The sequence below is a fragment of the Pseudoalteromonas sp. SR45-5 genome (genome assembly GCF_014163565.1).
GTDB classification, from domain to species: Bacteria; Pseudomonadota; Gammaproteobacteria; order Enterobacterales; family Alteromonadaceae; genus Pseudoalteromonas; species Pseudoalteromonas distincta.
Genome location: NZ_JACJDN010000023.1, coordinates 1 through 15,519 on the forward strand (window position 1 = coordinate 1; position 15,519 = coordinate 15,519).

General features: G+C 40.5%; 14 protein-coding genes. 2 read left to right on the top strand and 12 right to left on the bottom strand.

Annotated elements, in window-relative coordinates:
• Window positions 1-642: 642 nt before the first annotated feature.
• Entirely contained in the window at window positions 643-3,099 is a 2,457-nt protein-coding gene (gene fadE, locus H5072_RS01940) for an acyl-CoA dehydrogenase FadE (RefSeq protein WP_002960075.1), read from the bottom strand.
• Between the two features lie 324 nt (window positions 3,100-3,423).
• Here fadE and H5072_RS01945 point away from each other — a divergent pair, with 324 nt between their 5' ends.
• Window positions 3,424-4,188, top strand: coding sequence for a class II glutamine amidotransferase (locus H5072_RS01945; RefSeq protein WP_182692504.1), 765 nt, complete (start codon window positions 3,424-3,426; stop codon window positions 4,186-4,188).
• A gap of 43 nt (window positions 4,189-4,231) precedes the next feature.
• Here the strand turns inward: H5072_RS01945 and H5072_RS01950 are convergent, their stop codons facing one another.
• The 5 genes from H5072_RS01950 to cmoA all read right to left on the bottom strand — a co-directional run bounded on the left by H5072_RS01950 (window position 4,232) and on the right by cmoA (window position 8,579).
• The gene (locus H5072_RS01950) at window positions 4,232-4,966 is read right to left on the bottom strand and encodes a DUF3108 domain-containing protein (protein WP_165724206.1); all 735 of its coding nucleotides are present in this window, start codon (window positions 4,964-4,966) and stop codon (window positions 4,232-4,234) included.
• 16 nt (window positions 4,967-4,982) lie between these two features.
• Window positions 4,983-5,630 (bottom strand): phosphoribosylglycinamide formyltransferase, encoded by a 648-nt coding sequence (gene purN, locus H5072_RS01955; protein ID WP_002959994.1) that lies wholly within the window; start codon window positions 5,628-5,630, stop codon window positions 4,983-4,985.
• On the bottom strand, window positions 5,630-6,682 hold the full coding sequence (gene purM / locus H5072_RS01960; RefSeq protein ID WP_002959993.1) for a phosphoribosylformylglycinamidine cyclo-ligase: 1,053 nt from the start codon (window positions 6,680-6,682) through the stop codon (window positions 5,630-5,632). Before purM ends, purN begins: the two co-directional genes overlap by 1 nt.
• A gap of 190 nt (window positions 6,683-6,872) precedes the next feature.
• The gene (gene cmoB, locus H5072_RS01965; RefSeq protein ID WP_138488804.1) at window positions 6,873-7,841 is read right to left on the bottom strand and encodes a tRNA 5-methoxyuridine(34)/uridine 5-oxyacetic acid(34) synthase CmoB; all 969 of its coding nucleotides are present in this window, start codon (window positions 7,839-7,841) and stop codon (window positions 6,873-6,875) included.
• 12 nt (window positions 7,842-7,853) lie between these two features.
• A complete protein-coding gene (cmoA, locus tag H5072_RS01970; protein ID WP_007378000.1) occupies window positions 7,854-8,579 on the bottom strand; it encodes a carboxy-S-adenosyl-L-methionine synthase CmoA in 726 nt (241 codons plus the stop codon).
• A gap of 116 nt (window positions 8,580-8,695) precedes the next feature.
• Between cmoA and H5072_RS01975 the strand changes: the two genes are divergently transcribed.
• Window positions 8,696-9,382: a DUF3334 family protein gene (locus H5072_RS01975; RefSeq protein ID WP_002959987.1), complete on the top strand. Its 687-nt coding sequence runs from the start codon at window positions 8,696-8,698 to the stop codon at window positions 9,380-9,382.
• Window positions 9,383-9,534: 152 nt separating this feature from the next.
• Here H5072_RS01975 and H5072_RS01980 read toward each other — a convergent pair whose 3' ends face one another.
• From H5072_RS01980 to H5072_RS02005, 6 genes are all read right to left on the bottom strand, one after another.
• Complete coding sequence (locus tag H5072_RS01980; RefSeq protein WP_182692505.1) at window positions 9,535-10,212, bottom strand: response regulator; 678 nt, start codon at window positions 10,210-10,212, stop codon at window positions 9,535-9,537.
• A 4-nt stretch (window positions 10,213-10,216) separates the two neighbouring features.
• On the bottom strand, window positions 10,217-11,656 hold the full coding sequence (locus H5072_RS01985) for an ATP-binding protein (protein ID WP_310735867.1): 1,440 nt from the start codon (window positions 11,654-11,656) through the stop codon (window positions 10,217-10,219).
• A gap of 141 nt (window positions 11,657-11,797) precedes the next feature.
• Window positions 11,798-12,307 carry a hypothetical protein gene (locus H5072_RS01990; protein ID WP_182692507.1) on the bottom strand — a complete coding sequence of 170 codons (510 nt, stop codon included), beginning with the start codon at window positions 12,305-12,307 and terminating at the stop codon, window positions 11,798-11,800.
• Between the two features lie 12 nt (window positions 12,308-12,319).
• The gene (locus H5072_RS01995) at window positions 12,320-14,503 is read right to left on the bottom strand and encodes a YHYH protein (RefSeq protein WP_182692508.1); all 2,184 of its coding nucleotides are present in this window, start codon (window positions 14,501-14,503) and stop codon (window positions 12,320-12,322) included.
• Between the two features lie 209 nt (window positions 14,504-14,712).
• Window positions 14,713-15,213: a M48 family metallopeptidase gene (locus H5072_RS02000; protein WP_182692509.1), complete on the bottom strand. Its 501-nt coding sequence runs from the start codon at window positions 15,211-15,213 to the stop codon at window positions 14,713-14,715.
• Window positions 15,214-15,237: 24 nt separating this feature from the next.
• Window positions 15,238-15,519 (bottom strand): DUF72 domain-containing protein (locus tag H5072_RS02005; RefSeq protein WP_182692510.1); only part of this gene is annotated, 282 nt, incomplete at its 5' end.

Here is a 15,519-nt window from a genome sequence, read left to right on the forward strand (position 1 = left end):
ATCAGCTATCAGCTATCAGCTATCAGCTATTAGCTATCAAACACATTCCTTGCACGAACCTGCTAATATTCCTTATTATCCGTATCAATACCTATATCAATCTGCCGATGCTCTGGGTAAATGCTTATGCATTGCGCTGTATCTCTCTTCTCGTAACTTTTACCGCAGTTAGCTTAACGCCAGGTTTAACCCCAATTCGCTTAATTAAGTAATCTATTTTGATGTAAGAAAAGCATGTCGATAATAAGGAATAATTCGTTATTTAGTTGTTTTCGGCAAATGATCCTGCATTGCTCTATCTCCTGCATCCATGCAGTCGTATACCAGAGATTTTTAACACTGCTAGGCAGGCTCTAAGTATTATTGCTAATTGGTATAGTCATTAACTTAATAGTGTTGTACTTGTAGAGCTCTTGAGAGGGTTTAAGTTTTTGCATGAGCATAGAGATGAATTAAGGGTATTTAATCAATACAGAGCTTTTAGGGTTGGTTAGATGTCAGAGCTGCCTGTTATACCAAACTGTATAATTATTTAAACAATCTAACGATAAACTACTCCATCTAGTTGTTAAAACTTTTTATTGTACACAAAAAAGCCAGCACGTTATATGCTGGCTTTTAGTCTGTAAATGCTTAGCTTAGTTAAGCAGCATCAGCTTCTTTTTTAACGCTATTACGTGCGGCTTTTCCTGCAAGTAAGTCAGCAGGGTCGAAGTCATCAACGTTAATAACATCTAAACGAGATTGCTCAACAGCAGCTAGTTTATCAGCCTCTGCTTGGCTTAAAATGCCTGCTTCAAGTCCCATTTGCGCTACTTTATCAAGCTGGAAGAATGGCAGTTTAAGGCCTTTCTCTTTACATACTCTTTCAAATAATGGCTCAACGTCTAGGATGTCTTTAAGCGTTTGCTCTTGACGACCCACAAGGTTAAGCGGCTCATTTTTTAAGTATACGTAGCTTGCTAAACGGTTACGCGTTTCACTAGGTACTTGTAGTAGTTGTGCTAGTTTATGCTCAAGTTGGTCAGTTGGTTTACGAACCGGGCGACCAAACGGGAATAACAATACTTTTAACACGGCACGTAGTGGAGCCGAAGGCATGTTATTAATTAAATCAGCAAGTGCACGTTGGCAATGGTAAAGGTGATCTTGGCAACTCCATTTTACTAGCGCAAAATCTTCTTTTTTACGGCCTTCATCGTTGTAACGCTTAAGCGTTGCAGACACTAAGTATAAGTAACTAAGTAAGTCACCTAAACGTGCTGAAATACGTTCTTTACGTTTTAGTGAGCCACCAAATACTGCCATGCTAATGTCTGACATAAGAGCAAGTGATGCACTAAAGCGTGACGCTATACGGTAAAACTCAGCGGTTTCGTCGTTGTACGGCACACTTGTAAAACGAGCGCCGGTAAGTGCAAGCCATTTAGTACGTACAAGGTTCGACATAGTAAAACCAATGTGACCCATTAGCGCTTTATCAAATACGTTAAGCGCTTCTTCGCGGTCTTCAATTTCGCACGCACCTAGTTCGGTAAGTACAAATGGATGACAGCGAATTGCACCTTGACCATAAATAATCATATTACGGGTCAAGATGTTTGCACCTTCAACAGTAATGGCAATAGGTGCCCCTTGATAGCCACGACCTAAATAGTTATTTGGCCCAAGCATGATGCCCTTACCGCCAAGTACATCCATTGCATGAATAGTTGCATCACGCATTTGCTCTGTCAGGTGGTATTTAATAATGGCAGAAACTACCGATGGCTTTTCGCCTAAATCAACCGCACCCGTAGACATACTAACCGCAGCATCAGAGCTGTAAGCGTAACCAGCAAGTTTTGCTAGTGACTCTTCAACACCTTCCATTTTACCAATAGGTAAACGGAACTGACGACGAATACGGCTATACGCACCCGTTGCAACGGCAATCATTTTAATGCCACCGGCAGAATTTGACGGCAATGTAATTGCACGACCAACCGATAAACACTCAACCAGCATGCGCCAGCCTTGACCAGCCATATCTGGACCACCAATAATATAATCAAGTGGTACGAAAATATCTTTACCGCGAGTAGGACCATTTTGAAATGGTACGTTAAGCGGGAAATGTCGACGACCAATTTCAACTCCAGGAGTGTCCGTTGGAATAAGTGCACAGGTAATGCCTGGCTCTTTATTGTCGCCAATTAGCCCATCTGGATCTTGTAACTTAAACGCAAGACCAAGTACGGTAGCCACTGGGGCAAGTGTAATGTAACGCTTATTCCACGTTAAACTAACACCCACAACTTCCTCACCATTCCATTGCCCTTTACATACCACACCGTAGTCTGGAATTGAGCTTGCATCAGAACCCGCTTCTGGCGAAGTTAATGCAAAACATGGAATTTCTTGACCGCTCGCTAGGCGCGGTAAGTAATGATCTTTTTGCTCTTTTGTACCATAGTGTTGTAATAATTCACCTGGGCCTAAAGAGTTCGGTACACCAACAATTGACGAAAGTAATGTTGATTTACTTGTTAGTTTTTGAAGTACACAAGACTGTGCAAATGCAGAAAATTCTAAACCGCCGTATTCTTTTTTGATGATCATGGCAAAAAATTTATTATCTTTTAGATACTGCCACACATCTTGAGGAAGGTCGGTTAGTTCGTGCGTTGCTTCCCAATCGTCCAACATGCTACAAACTACTTCAACAGGGCCATCAACAAAGGCTTGCTCTTCAATAGTAAGTTTAGGAACTGGGTATTGGTGAAGTTTTTTCCAATCTGGGTTACCGCAAAATAAGTCAGCTTCCCACCACGTCGTACCGGCATCAATAGCTGATTTTTCAGTATCAGACATGCTTGGCGTTACTTTTTTAAACGTAGCAAAAATAGGCTTGATGATATATTGCTGACGAAGGCCAGTAACAGAAAGAGGAACCGCGATGATCAAAAAGATCAACCAGCTAATTAAACCAAAAGCACCCGCAAAGGTACCAATTAATAAAGTAATAGCCGAAACACCAAGTGCTGTGTTCCAACTTGCTCTGTGGTAAACCGCAGTGCAAAGCAACGCGATTAGAACCAGTGTAAATATGAGTGTCATTTTTATTCCTTAATAGAGGTCAGACCACCTCACTTAGAGTAGCGCTAGTAACAGTAATTTTCAAGTACATAACGATGTTAAATTGTAGTAGAAAGTAACTTAAATACGATATTTAATTACCCGACAGAGGAACGCTCAATAACTATCGTATAGTCAAAGCATTAGCCGTAAGTAGTGTTAACGTAAAAATAAATAAATCTAATAGCAAAATGACACTTTTTAAGTAAGTATAGCCGTTATAGCGGGCTGCAATTTAGTGTACGCTTAATACACAAATATAACGCTATTTATTTTAATGTATGGTTTTTAAGGGTTATTTTATTAATGTGTGAATTACTTGGCATGTCAGCCAATGTGCCTACCGATATTTGTTTTAGTTTTTCAGGCCTTTTAGAGCGTGGCGGGAACACGGGACCACATAAAGACGGGTGGGGCATTACGTTTTACGAAGGTAAAGGTTGTAGAACCTTTAAAGATCCGCAGCCGAGTTATCAATCTGAAATTGCAAAGCTCGTTAAAGCATACCCCATTAAAAGTGTCTCGGTTATTAGCCATATTCGTCAAGGTAATCGCGGGCGAGTATGCCTTGAAAATACTCATCCTTTTACGCGAGAGTTATGGGGGCGTGAAATTACTTACGCTCATAACGGGCAGCTATCTAATTATCATGATTTAAAACCGCAGTACTATCGCCCAGTGGGTAACACCGATAGCGAACTCGCTTTTTGTTGGTTGCTTGATAAAATTCGCGAAAAATACCCAAACCGTCCAAGTAATATGGCGTCGGTTTTTAGATACGCGGCTAAGCTTTCGCAAACTCTGCGTGAAAAAGGGGTGTTTAATATGTTATTGACCGATGGGGTGTTTGTTTTAGCGTATTGCACTAATAACTTACACTACATAACGCGCCGTGCGCCATTTGGTAAAGCAACGTTGATTGATGCCGACATGGTGGTTGATTTTCAACAAGAGACCACACCAAACGATGTAGTGACGGTAATAACAACAAGGCCATTAACTAACGATGAGCGTTGGCAAAAAATGGAGCCTGGGGAATTTGCATTGTTTAAAATGGGTGAGCTAATTTAGCCCACCTATTTTAAATACTAACTTAACTTTGGTTTAATTAAATTTAGTTAGCTTCTTGAGGTTGTTGTGCTGTAGCAGGCGCAACAGCTGTAGGCGCAGTAACAGTAAATGAATTCATTTGAACTTCAAACTGCTCCATACCTTTTTCGCCTTTCCACATACGTACCAGCATGTAATCCATTTCTGGCGCAAACCATGCAATTGCTTGGCGTTTATCGTTATCGTATAAACGCTTCACTTTAATGGCTTCTACATTTCCGATAGGTAGGGAGATCATCTCTTTTTCAACAACTTCGAAGTTGTAGTCGCGGCGGTTACCTTTTTTATCTATAAGGGGGAATGAAAAGCTTGTTTTGCCTTTTTTCAATCCTTCGCGCACTTGCACTTGGTACGAAATAGCATCCTGAAATTCATCAGTCCATTCGCATTTAAGTGGGTATTCACTAGCGCTGCTAGTCACTACTTTGTTTGTTGTATCAAAATCAATTTTGTAATCTTTATCAGGGCCTGTCCCTGTACGAATCATGTTGTAATGATGCGGGGTAACCTTGCCATCTTTAAAGGTAAACTTTGATGTTTCTTCACGAGAGTCAGAGAAAATCATCCACTCAATATTGCTGTGGTATGTTAATTCATAAGTATCGTCGCCCGTTTTTTTGAGCTCACGAACAGCCTCACCATGATTTTTGCCTTTGCGTAAAATATCGTAATTAGCTTGATACTGGGTCAATTCGCCTGCAATTAGGCTAGTTGGAAGTAAAGCGCCCGCACATAACAACAGGGCACTTATTTTTTTATTGTGGGTAGTGCGCGCCGTGTGCAGGAAGTTGTTTTTTGTCAAGAACTGCATAATCTGCTTCCATAGTAAGTCTGTGTTCACTGAACCACTTGACCACCAAAGGATAAATTATATGCTCTTGCTCATGCACGCGTTTTGCTAATGTTTCTGCTGTATCATCCTTGAGTACAGGTATTTGCGCCTGAAGAATAACGGGACCGCCGTCTAATTCTTCAGTAACAAAGTGAACACTTACGCCATGAACATCGTCTTTTGCATCAATTGCTCTTTGGTGGGTATTCAGCCCCTGATACTTAGGCAACAAAGATGGATGAATGTTCAACATTTTTCCAACATATTTTTGCACTAAGCCAGGAGTAAGAATACGCATAAACCCAGCTAATACAACTAGATTTGGCATAAAAGAGTCGATAACGTTCATTAATTGCGCATCGTACGCTTCGCGCGAGTCAAAATCTTTATGACTGAGCACTTTTGTAGCAATACCTGCTTGTTTTGCACGCTCTAGGCCATAAGCGTCTGCTTTATTACTAATAACAGCCGCTATATGCCCGTTTATCTCGCCACGTTCGCAGGCATCTATGATGGCTTGTAAATTAGAGCCACTACCTGAGATTAAAACTACCAGACGAGTCGGTGCCATTACTTAGCACCACCTACAATTTCAACTTGCTCTTCGCCAGCTGCTGCATCTTGAATTTCACCAAGGTGCCATGCATTTTCGCCCAAGTCTTTTAGCATTGTTAAGCTTTGCTCAAGTTTGTCAGCAGGGACTACTAAAACCATGCCTACACCACAGTTAAATGTACGGTACATTTCGTGTGTAGTAATGTTGCCGTTTTCTTGTAACCAATTAAAAATTGGTGGCCACTGCCAGCTATCACCTTTAACTACAGCTTTTGCTGAAGCGGGTAATACGCGTGGAATGTTTTCCCAAAAACCGCCGCCAGTAATATGCGAAAGCGCATGTACGTCAACGTTTTTGAATAACTCAAGTAAAGGTTTTACGTAAATACGCGTAGGCTCAAGTAGAGTTTCGCCTAATGTTTTACCTTCAAAGTCAGCGCTGGTATCAGCTTTTGACACTTCAAGTACTTTACGAATTAAAGAGAAGCCATTTGAATGAGGACCGCTTGAAGCAAGTGCAATAAGCTGATCGCCTGCTGCTACTTTTGTGCCATCAATAATTTTTGATTTTTCTACAACGCCTGTACAAAAGCCTGCCATGTCGTAGTCTTCACCATCATACATACCTGGCATTTCAGCTGTTTCGCCACCAATTAGGGCACAACCTGAAATTTCACAACCTTTGCCAATACCTGTCACTACGTCAGCTGCTGTGTCTACATCTAGTTTACCAGTTGCATAGTAATCTAGAAAAAACAGGGGTTCAGCACCTTGAACAATTAAGTCGTTTACACACATTGCAACTAAATCAATACCAACCGTATCGTGTTTTTTTAAGTCGATTGCTAAACGTAGTTTAGTACCAACACCATCTGTGCCTGCAACTAATACTGGTTGCTTGTAGCCTTCAGGAATTTCGCAAAGTGCGCCAAAACCACCAATTCCGCCCATTACTTCAGGACGACGAGTTTTTTTAACTACGCCTTTAATACGCTCAACAAGTGCATTACCAGCGTCGATATCTACGCCCGCGTCTTTATAGCTTAGAGACTGTTTTTGTTCGCTCACAGGTTTTCCTCAAAATAGTTGTTTTGGGTTGCTTAGAAACGCGCGTATTTTACAACAATTGCAAGGTCGCGGCTAGCGTAAATGTAATTTTGAAATAATTAACAAGGACACTTGTCCGCTGTTTGTTGTTTAAATAAACAAAAAAACGCCCGTAGGCGTTTTTTTAGTATTAAAGGCGTTAAATTAACAGCTATGCTTTTGCGGTTAATATGGCTCGAAGTGGAGCGGGGTAGCCTTCAATTGTTTTACTTGTATCGTTTGGATCTAAAAAATCGATTAACGATTCGTTTTCCATCCAGTCGGTTTTACGTTGCTCTTCAAGCGTGGTAATAGCGCAATCTTTTATTTGCACATCTTTAAAGCCAACGCGCTCCATCCACAGCTTTAATGCTGCAGTACTTGGAATAAACCAAACGTTGCGCATTTTAGCGTAGCGGTCGGTTGGGACTAATACCGTGTTTTCGTCGCCTTCAATTACTAGGGTTTCAAGTACGAGTTCGCCGCCTGGGCGAAGCTGCGCTTTTAACTGCGCTAAAAAGTCGATAGGTGAGCGACGATGATAAAGTACACCCATAGAAAAAACAGTATCAAACGCTTTAAGCTCGGGTAATGCTTCAACGCCTAGTGGCAGTAAATGTACGTTTTCATCTGGGTTGTAGTGTTTAATTGCCTGAAACTGACATAAAAATAAATCAGATGGATCAATACCCACCACAAACTCTGCGCCTTCACCGCGCATACGCCATAAATGATACCCTGAGCCACAACCAATATCTAAAACAGTGCGGCCTTTTAATGGCTCAATATGAGGAAGCAGGCGGTCCCACTTCCAATCACTGCGCCACTCTGTATCTATTTCAATACCGTGCACACTAAATGGGCCTTTGCGCCATGGCATCATGCGTTTTAATAAATGCATGGCTTGCTTTTGCTCGCCATCACTCATCTCTCCTGGCGCGCCAATTTCTACCTTAGTAGAAATATCAACATGGGAAGTTGCCACCTCAGGCAAGTTTTTAAGTACTTTTTGCCATTTAGGCAAATCACCATGGCTAGCCTCGTTTTGCCAATGTTTTAATTGAGCAGGGAGGGTTTCTAGCCAGTGACTAAGTGGGCTTTGTGCGATAGATGCGTAAAATTGGTTAAACCATTGAGACATGGATGACTCTCTTTATTTAATTGCTACCATTGAGCAAAAATTAAAACATTGATACCACACTTGAGTTTGGCTAAAACCAATATCTTGTAAGCGAGTAAAGTGAGCGCTTAGTGTATCTGGGCGCATAACGTTTTCTATGGCGGTACGTTTTTGGCTTATTTCAAGCTCTGAGTAGCCATTGTGACGTTTAAAGTCGTGGTGCAAATCAATTAATAGGTTATCGCATTGCTCGTTTTCGGCTTTAATTTTTTCGCTTAGCAGCAATACACCACCAGGCTTTAAATTAGCGTATATTTTTTCAAGCACGGCTTGGCGCTGCGCATGTGGAATAAATTGCAGTGTAAAGTTCATTGCTACTACTGAGGCGTTTTGAATCTCAAGCTCGTTAATATCGCCCAAAGTAACAGTAACCGGCACATCCGATTTAAAACCTTGTAAGTGCACCTTACAACGCTCAACCATAGCTTGAGAGTTATCTACCGCTATTATATGGCAGTTATCGGTGCGAATGTTACGGCGCATGCTAAGCGTGACTGCGCCCAGTGAGCAGCCTAAATCATAAAGATTTGAGTTACTTTGTGCGTACTCACCCGCAAGTTTACCCATAGTGCTTACAATGGTGGCATACCCAGGTACAGAGCGCTGGATCATATCTGGAAAAACTTCGACTACATTTTGGTCAAAGCTAAAATCTTTTACTTGTTGCTCAGAGGCATAAATACTGTCTTTTATGGTCACGAAGGCAGTCTCTTTGTAAATAATGGCGCTATTTTAACATTTTATACTGGATAGTCAGTGATAAATTCAGTAGCTTGACTAGAATTATGAATAATAAGTACAAAAGAGAAGATTAAATGAGCAAAAGTAAGGTCATCAGCACAGACGATATATTAGCAACCCTTTGTCATTCAGTGACAGGTGTACTCACATCAGCCAGCGGTAATGGTATTAGCTACTCAGCCATGGTGCAAAAAATAACACGTACATGTATGCGACCAGATATTGGTTGCTTTGTTTTATTTGACGGCGGTTTTACAGGGCTCGTAATTACCAACTTTACTTCGCAAGCGGCGATGGAAATTTATGGCGATTACATGCGCAATATGGGAATGCCAGAAGATGAAATAGCGCATAGCCATTTATCAGACGACGTATCAAACGTACTAGGCGAGTTGATGAATCAAATTGTTGGCGACTTTACGTCTAAAGTGCGTGAGCAATTACATACGTCTATTACGCAAAACCAGCCAAAAATGATGGCAATAAACAAGCAAGTGCAAATATCGGTAGATACCACGATGGATCGCCCGCAAGCCCGCCGCGTAACATTCACGACAAGTAAGCAAAATATTTTTTACTTGGAATTAGCGATGGATAAAACAGAGTTCATTAAATTACACGACTTTGATATTGCAGAAGCACTCGACCCAGACGACATAATTGAAAACGAAGCACGAAAAAAAGCGGACAAAGAAAAATCATCTAAAGCAGTAGAACAAGATGATGGCGATGATGATTTTATGGCAGGCCTAGGGCTTTAAGTCTATTTACGTAGGTTGGGTTGAGAGAAACGAAACCCAACGACTGCTCAGCTATTAATCTTTAGTTATGAGTGTTCAGGTTAGTGATTAAAATAAAAGCGCGATTTATATCGCGCTTTTGCGTCATGTTAGCTTTATTTGAATAAGTAAACCTACTCTTTAAATTTATAGCCCACACTATAAACCGCTGCTATTGGGTTTAGCCCTGCTTGAATGTCGTTAATCTTTTTTCGTATATTTTTAATATGTGTATCTATGTTGCGATCGGATATGTCGGTTGTGTCGCTATATACGTTATTAATAATATCTTCGCGGGTAAAAACACGCCCTACGTGGCTTATAAATAATAAAAATATTTTAAACTCGACGGCGGTAAAGCCAATACTTTTGTCGTTTAGGCGTGCTTCGTAATCGTCTTTGTGTAATTGGAAATTATTATGATTAATGATGTTGGTTTTAGGCTGGCTGGTCCTTCTTAGTACGGCTTTTATGCGTGCTACAACTTCTTTGGGGCTGAAGGGTTTGCATATGTAGTCATCGGCGCCGAGCTCTAAACCCAGTAAGCGGTCTATTTCTTCACTTTTTGCGGTAAGCATAATAATAGGCAGACTTGAAAAGGCTCTTATTTGCTTACATAGCTCTATGCCATCAACATCTGGCAGCATTAAATCAAGAAGTATTAAATCTACTGCGTTTTGTTTTACAAAACTAACTACACCTTTGCCACTATTAAAGTGCTCAGTTTCGTAATTTTGTTGCTTAGCGTAGGCAATAAGTACCTCGGCAATGTTTTCTTCGTCTTCAACGATAAGTATTTTTTGTGATGCCATTATTTTAACCTAAAAGTGTCAGCGTTATTTTTACCTCTAGCCCACCGAGTGGTGAGTTGTGCAACGATATTTGACCGCCATGTGCCTCTACTATTTGTTTGCAAAGTGCAAGTCCTAAGCCCGAGCCGCCGTGCTCTCGGCTTCTAGATTTTTCAACGCGATAAAAACGCTCAAACAATTTTTGTAAGTCGTTTGGTAAAACACTTGGGGCTGAATCTTGTAAAATAAGCTCAATGTTATTGGGTCTTTTGTGGGCAAGTATTATTACTTGCCCACCTTTATGCGTGTATCTGCAGGTATTTTCTAACAGGTTTGAAAATAATTGTATAAGGCGTTCTTTATCACCATTTATTATACATTTGCCGGCTTTGGTTAAGCTTTTGCTATCTACATTTAATTCATGCTCTTTAAAGCGAGCGGTGTAGTTTTCAATTGATTGCTCAAAAATAGTGATTAAATCAATGCGCGCATTGTTATAGGTTAAATTAACGCTATCTGTTTGTGCTAGTTGGGCTAGGTCGTCAACAATGTGGCTTAAGTTATCTACTTGGTTTATGAGTAAATTAATGCGCTTTGTGTCGGCTGTAAATACGCCATCTTGAACGGCTAGTAAATGCGAGCGTAGTACGGTAAGTGGGGTTCTTAATTCGTGGGATGTGTCTGACACCCATTGAAACCGCATTTGTTGGTTTTGCTCAAGCGTGTGGGCTAAGGCATTAAAGTTGTTGGATAGGGTACCTAGCTCATCTTTACTAGAGGGAATTATTCTGCTGGCAAAATTTCCTTTTGTTAACTCATCGGTGCCAGTCACTATTTGCTTTATTGGTTTTATTAAATGGCGAGATAACACAATAGCCATAATAAATGCGAGCACAATAACGAGTAACGTGATCATAAAATAGTTATGAAATTGCGCTGCTAAAAAGGCTTCTGCTGGGCTACTTTGTACAAGTTTTGAAGGGACTAAACCTATCCAGCCTATAACGTTATTGTTTAATAAAATAGGCTCTATATGTGGGTTGTCGTTTAAATTAGCTCTACCAACAACAACCTTTTTATTTTGATCATACAAACTTATACGTTGCCCTGTTTTAAGGGAACCTGCAGGTAAGTGTACCCACAATAAAGAGGGCGTTGCATTGCTGCTATTTGGTTTGGGTGGGGTGCTTGTGTGTTTATTCGTTTTAGGCTCGCCTGGCTTTTTTTGTGGCTCTACAATAGAGCGCCATAATTGCGTGTTTTGCGTAATGGGTTGCCAACTGCCTAATTCGCTATAAAGCTCAATAAGTTGATGCTTAACCATTGCGACATGCTTTGTTTCTTCTTGTTCAACAAAGTCGTTAAAACCTGACGAAAAGGTCATGTATATAAACACAAACATAAGTCCAACAAGGGCGATATTAGTGATAAAAAAAGCTAAAAAGAATTTATGTATTAATTTCACTGATTGGCAAATAGTAAAAATCATGACGTTAACGTACCAAGCAGTATTGCATATTGATTATGTGCCTACAATTAGCGTATTTAGGGAGTTGCTTACTAAAATCCTTTTTAAGTAAGCTTTTTAGGTATGTTGATATTTGGACTAGAACTTTATTTTTGCGGTATCGCCAGCACCCAGTAACTTATATTGTGGTTTTACAAAGCTTGCGTGAACTGCACCTAAACTTTTAGGGAACGATATGGCAAGCTCATCTACTGTTGTAAATGTGTGCTTCGCTTGAAAAACAATTTCTAGGTCGTGCGCTTCGTTGTTGTTGCTGGTGGTAAAAGTGACGCGTTCAAACACGATAACTTGCTGATTTACACGTAAGCTCGTTTTTTGTTTAAGTGCATTTTTTGCAAACTCTTCTTGTTGCTCTGCACTTAAGTTTGTAGGCATAAGCTTATCAATATCGCCCATAAGCCATGCTTGCTCGCTTTGCAGCGCTGAAATTAAGTGCTCAGCATTAGTTAATACTTTAACCTCAACTTGCCCGTCTCTTAAAATTACTTGGGCTGTTGTGTTTTTTAATACATGGGCACTCACTTGAGCGCTCATACTTGTTAAAATACACGCGAGCATTAGCCATTTTAATTTTTTTAAAAAATACATAATTACTACCTTTTATTGAGGTTGCTCAATAATTGCTTTACAAATAAGGGTGTTGTCGGTTTCTAAGTCTTCGCCCCATATGAATTTTGCATTTTCATCCCAGTTAATATCGTCGTAACCGTCTTTTGGTCCTACATCGGCAAAGTTGTGCTCTACTGCATTAGCCCAGTTTGCGTTATCAAAGTTACTTTGCAGCCAGTTAGTTGGTGCTTCTTTTGACATAAACGTACAAACGCCTTCGCCCGCGACAGGGTTTGATTCGCTTTCGCATAATTTGTTGAGCGGCGCTTTGTGCAGTATTTCGCATTTAAAGCTTTTATCGCTTACGGCAACTACTTTATTTGTATCGGTGTCGGTAAGTTGCATAATAAAACCGCCATCACCCATTTGCTGATTTTTAGCGCCGATGTATTCAAGCCCAGTGTCGTTTTGCTTAAAGTCTTTAATTATTAAATTAAGCTCAATAGGGTAGTTTGCAGAAAACGTAATACTTTCGGCATTAAATGAACGCTCTGTAGTTATAGGCACAGAATCTTCAACAAGTAACTGCTCGCCTATGTAGGCTGTAAACCAGTTATCAGCCCATGCTTCTAGCTTTAAGTTATGCTTACCCGTAATGGCAGGATTTGTATTTTGCTTAGTGACTGTTGGAGTAAGGTGATTTGGTTGCGGACCTCTACAAAATGTACCTGTTTGAACTTTGCCACCATTACTGATAGTTTTTTGTTTAAAGCTATAGCAGTCTTTTCCCTGTGATGCAGGGCTGTAGTTAGTAAAGTAGTTCTCGCCTTTGTATGAGTAGCTCATTGTACGGCTGCCGTTTTCAGAGATTGTGTGCGTTAGGTTTTCAACGCCTCCTTGTGGCGGGCGCAAGTCGGCTCTTATACCTTGAATATCGCCACTAAGTGGTGACACTCTTGGTAATTTTGCAGTATCTACTTCACCAACTAAGCACTGAATAATATACGGCGGCGTAGCTGATGTTTGGTAGCGATAGCCAAATGTGTCGTCGGTTTGTCCGTTACATACATCAAGGTCACCTTTGGCAATTGCACTGCCGTCTGGGTTTTTACTGCCATACAGCGGGTAACCATCGTAAGCCCAACCAATAATTGCATCGCTTGTTTGGTTTTTCATTGTGTCAATCATACACGTTGGCGATACATGATAATGGTAGTCATCACCTCGTCCTGCGTGTCCGCCACATATATCTAACTGTCCGAGTGCTAAAGTGTCGTGTTTTTCATCGTAGCTATTTACGTCCAACTCACCTTGCGAAGAATAGTCGTATATTGGTACGCCGTTAACGGCAACACCTACGGCTGCATCAATTGTTGTTATTGTTTTTGCTTTTTTAGGATTTAGCTTTATAGGTGCTACGTAGTCTTTAGCTGGAACAGGTATTTGCTCGTTAGTACCTGTAATACCAGTCATTACTTCATGATCAGGATAAGTAGATGAGGCAATATAAGCATATTGTTCATCGCACGTAACAGATACGTTTTGATCAAACCCTGCATTACTTACTGATTGTGTAATAGCATCGCAACGAGGTGATTTTACGTTAGCGGTTAAATATGATTTATCAGGCTTTGGTTGCTCATTTGGTTTTGGTCTTGTATTAGGTTTGTGTTCTGCGCTATTAGCGCTTCGCGAGTATTTAACCGTCATACTTGCAGTATCGAGCGTAATATCTTTTACAGCAGCGAGTAATGCTGAGCGATCTACTTTTGTATCGCTATTAAAGGTAACCGGTGCAGATAACGCGTATACAGTATAAGTATAGCTTTTTTCACCTGGGCCTTTAGAGCAAGGCGGCGCGTATTGGTTTAAATCGTTTACGCTATTAGAGCCTACTTCACCGAGGGTTTCGCCCGCTTTAATTTGTGTTTTATCGGCGGAAATGTTGTACATGGTCCAATACCAATGCATTCCCTCTGGCGCTTTATGAACCATAATTAATGCATAATATTTGGTTGCCTTAGGTGCACCACTCCAGTTAAGTGGGGGGCTAATGCTTTGCCCATCGCACGTATAAGTAATAGGCAAATTACCGCCATCAATTACTTTTGAGCTGGTTAGAGTAAAATCATTGAGGTTTGATTGTTCAAGTAATTGGCTGTTTTGCTCGTTGCAGGCACTTAAGGTTAAGCAGCACAGTGCACTGAGTAAAATGGCATGGGTATTTTTCATCATTTAAAAACTCCAAAGATTAAATTAACTTTTAAGAGTGTAGTTCTCAAATGTAGGGCAATTATGTAGTTTTAAACTTTTTTATTAAGGGCTGGCGTTAAGTTGTGAGCTGCTTACGGGGATAAAAGACTGGGTATGGGCGTTTGGTTATGAAAGGAAATATTAACTTAAGTATGGCGTTATTTACACTCATTTAAGTAACGCTAAAATCCTTATTTTAAATAAGGATTTTCTCCCATTGCGACTACCACACAAAAAATTCTTAAATCTAACTCTAGCTGGTGGTAACTCGGCTCCATATGGCAGCAAAGCTGATAAAAGCCTTTGTTGTGGTCTTTTTCTTTAAAGTGGGCGAGCTCATGTACCACTAACGCTTTTAATAATGGCTCGGGAGCGCGGAGCAAGTCGCTGTTTATCGCTAAATCGTGCTTACGGGTTTTACCTTGCATTCGATACGTATGTGTACCAAGTGCGTTGGTGACCATGTCGCCTTGCTTTTTAAATGCTGCGCGCCCAAACGGTGCTGCATTTTTTAAATACTGTTTTTTAAGCTCGGTTGCGTAGTTATAAAGTAGTTTATCGCTAGTAATGGTATGTGCTTGCGGATACTTTTTAAGTAAGTAGTCACATACCTTTTTGTTATTTATAAGGCTTAATACTTGCTCAACGATGTTAGCTGGGTAGCCGGTAAAGTAACGTGCGTATTCACTCATTATTATTTCTCTGTCGTTTTACTTTTAAAAAAGTGCTGGCTGGTGGGCTTCTTTTTCGCCAGTAAATGGGTTTAATGCTTTGTGATTATAACCAAGGTCTTTACAAAACTGCCTTGCTAATAATGGCGCTTCTCGGTTATCTGCCGTATGAAAAAACAAATAAGGGGTTTTTCCTTCATCAAGCCATTGTTTTACTTTACTTAGCCACGGTTTATAAAAGGGTTTATAGTCGTTTTGTAAATTGGCGATAACAAAGCGCGCCATGGGTTGCGTGCTTGTAGCAATGGCATGCACGGGTAAATGCGG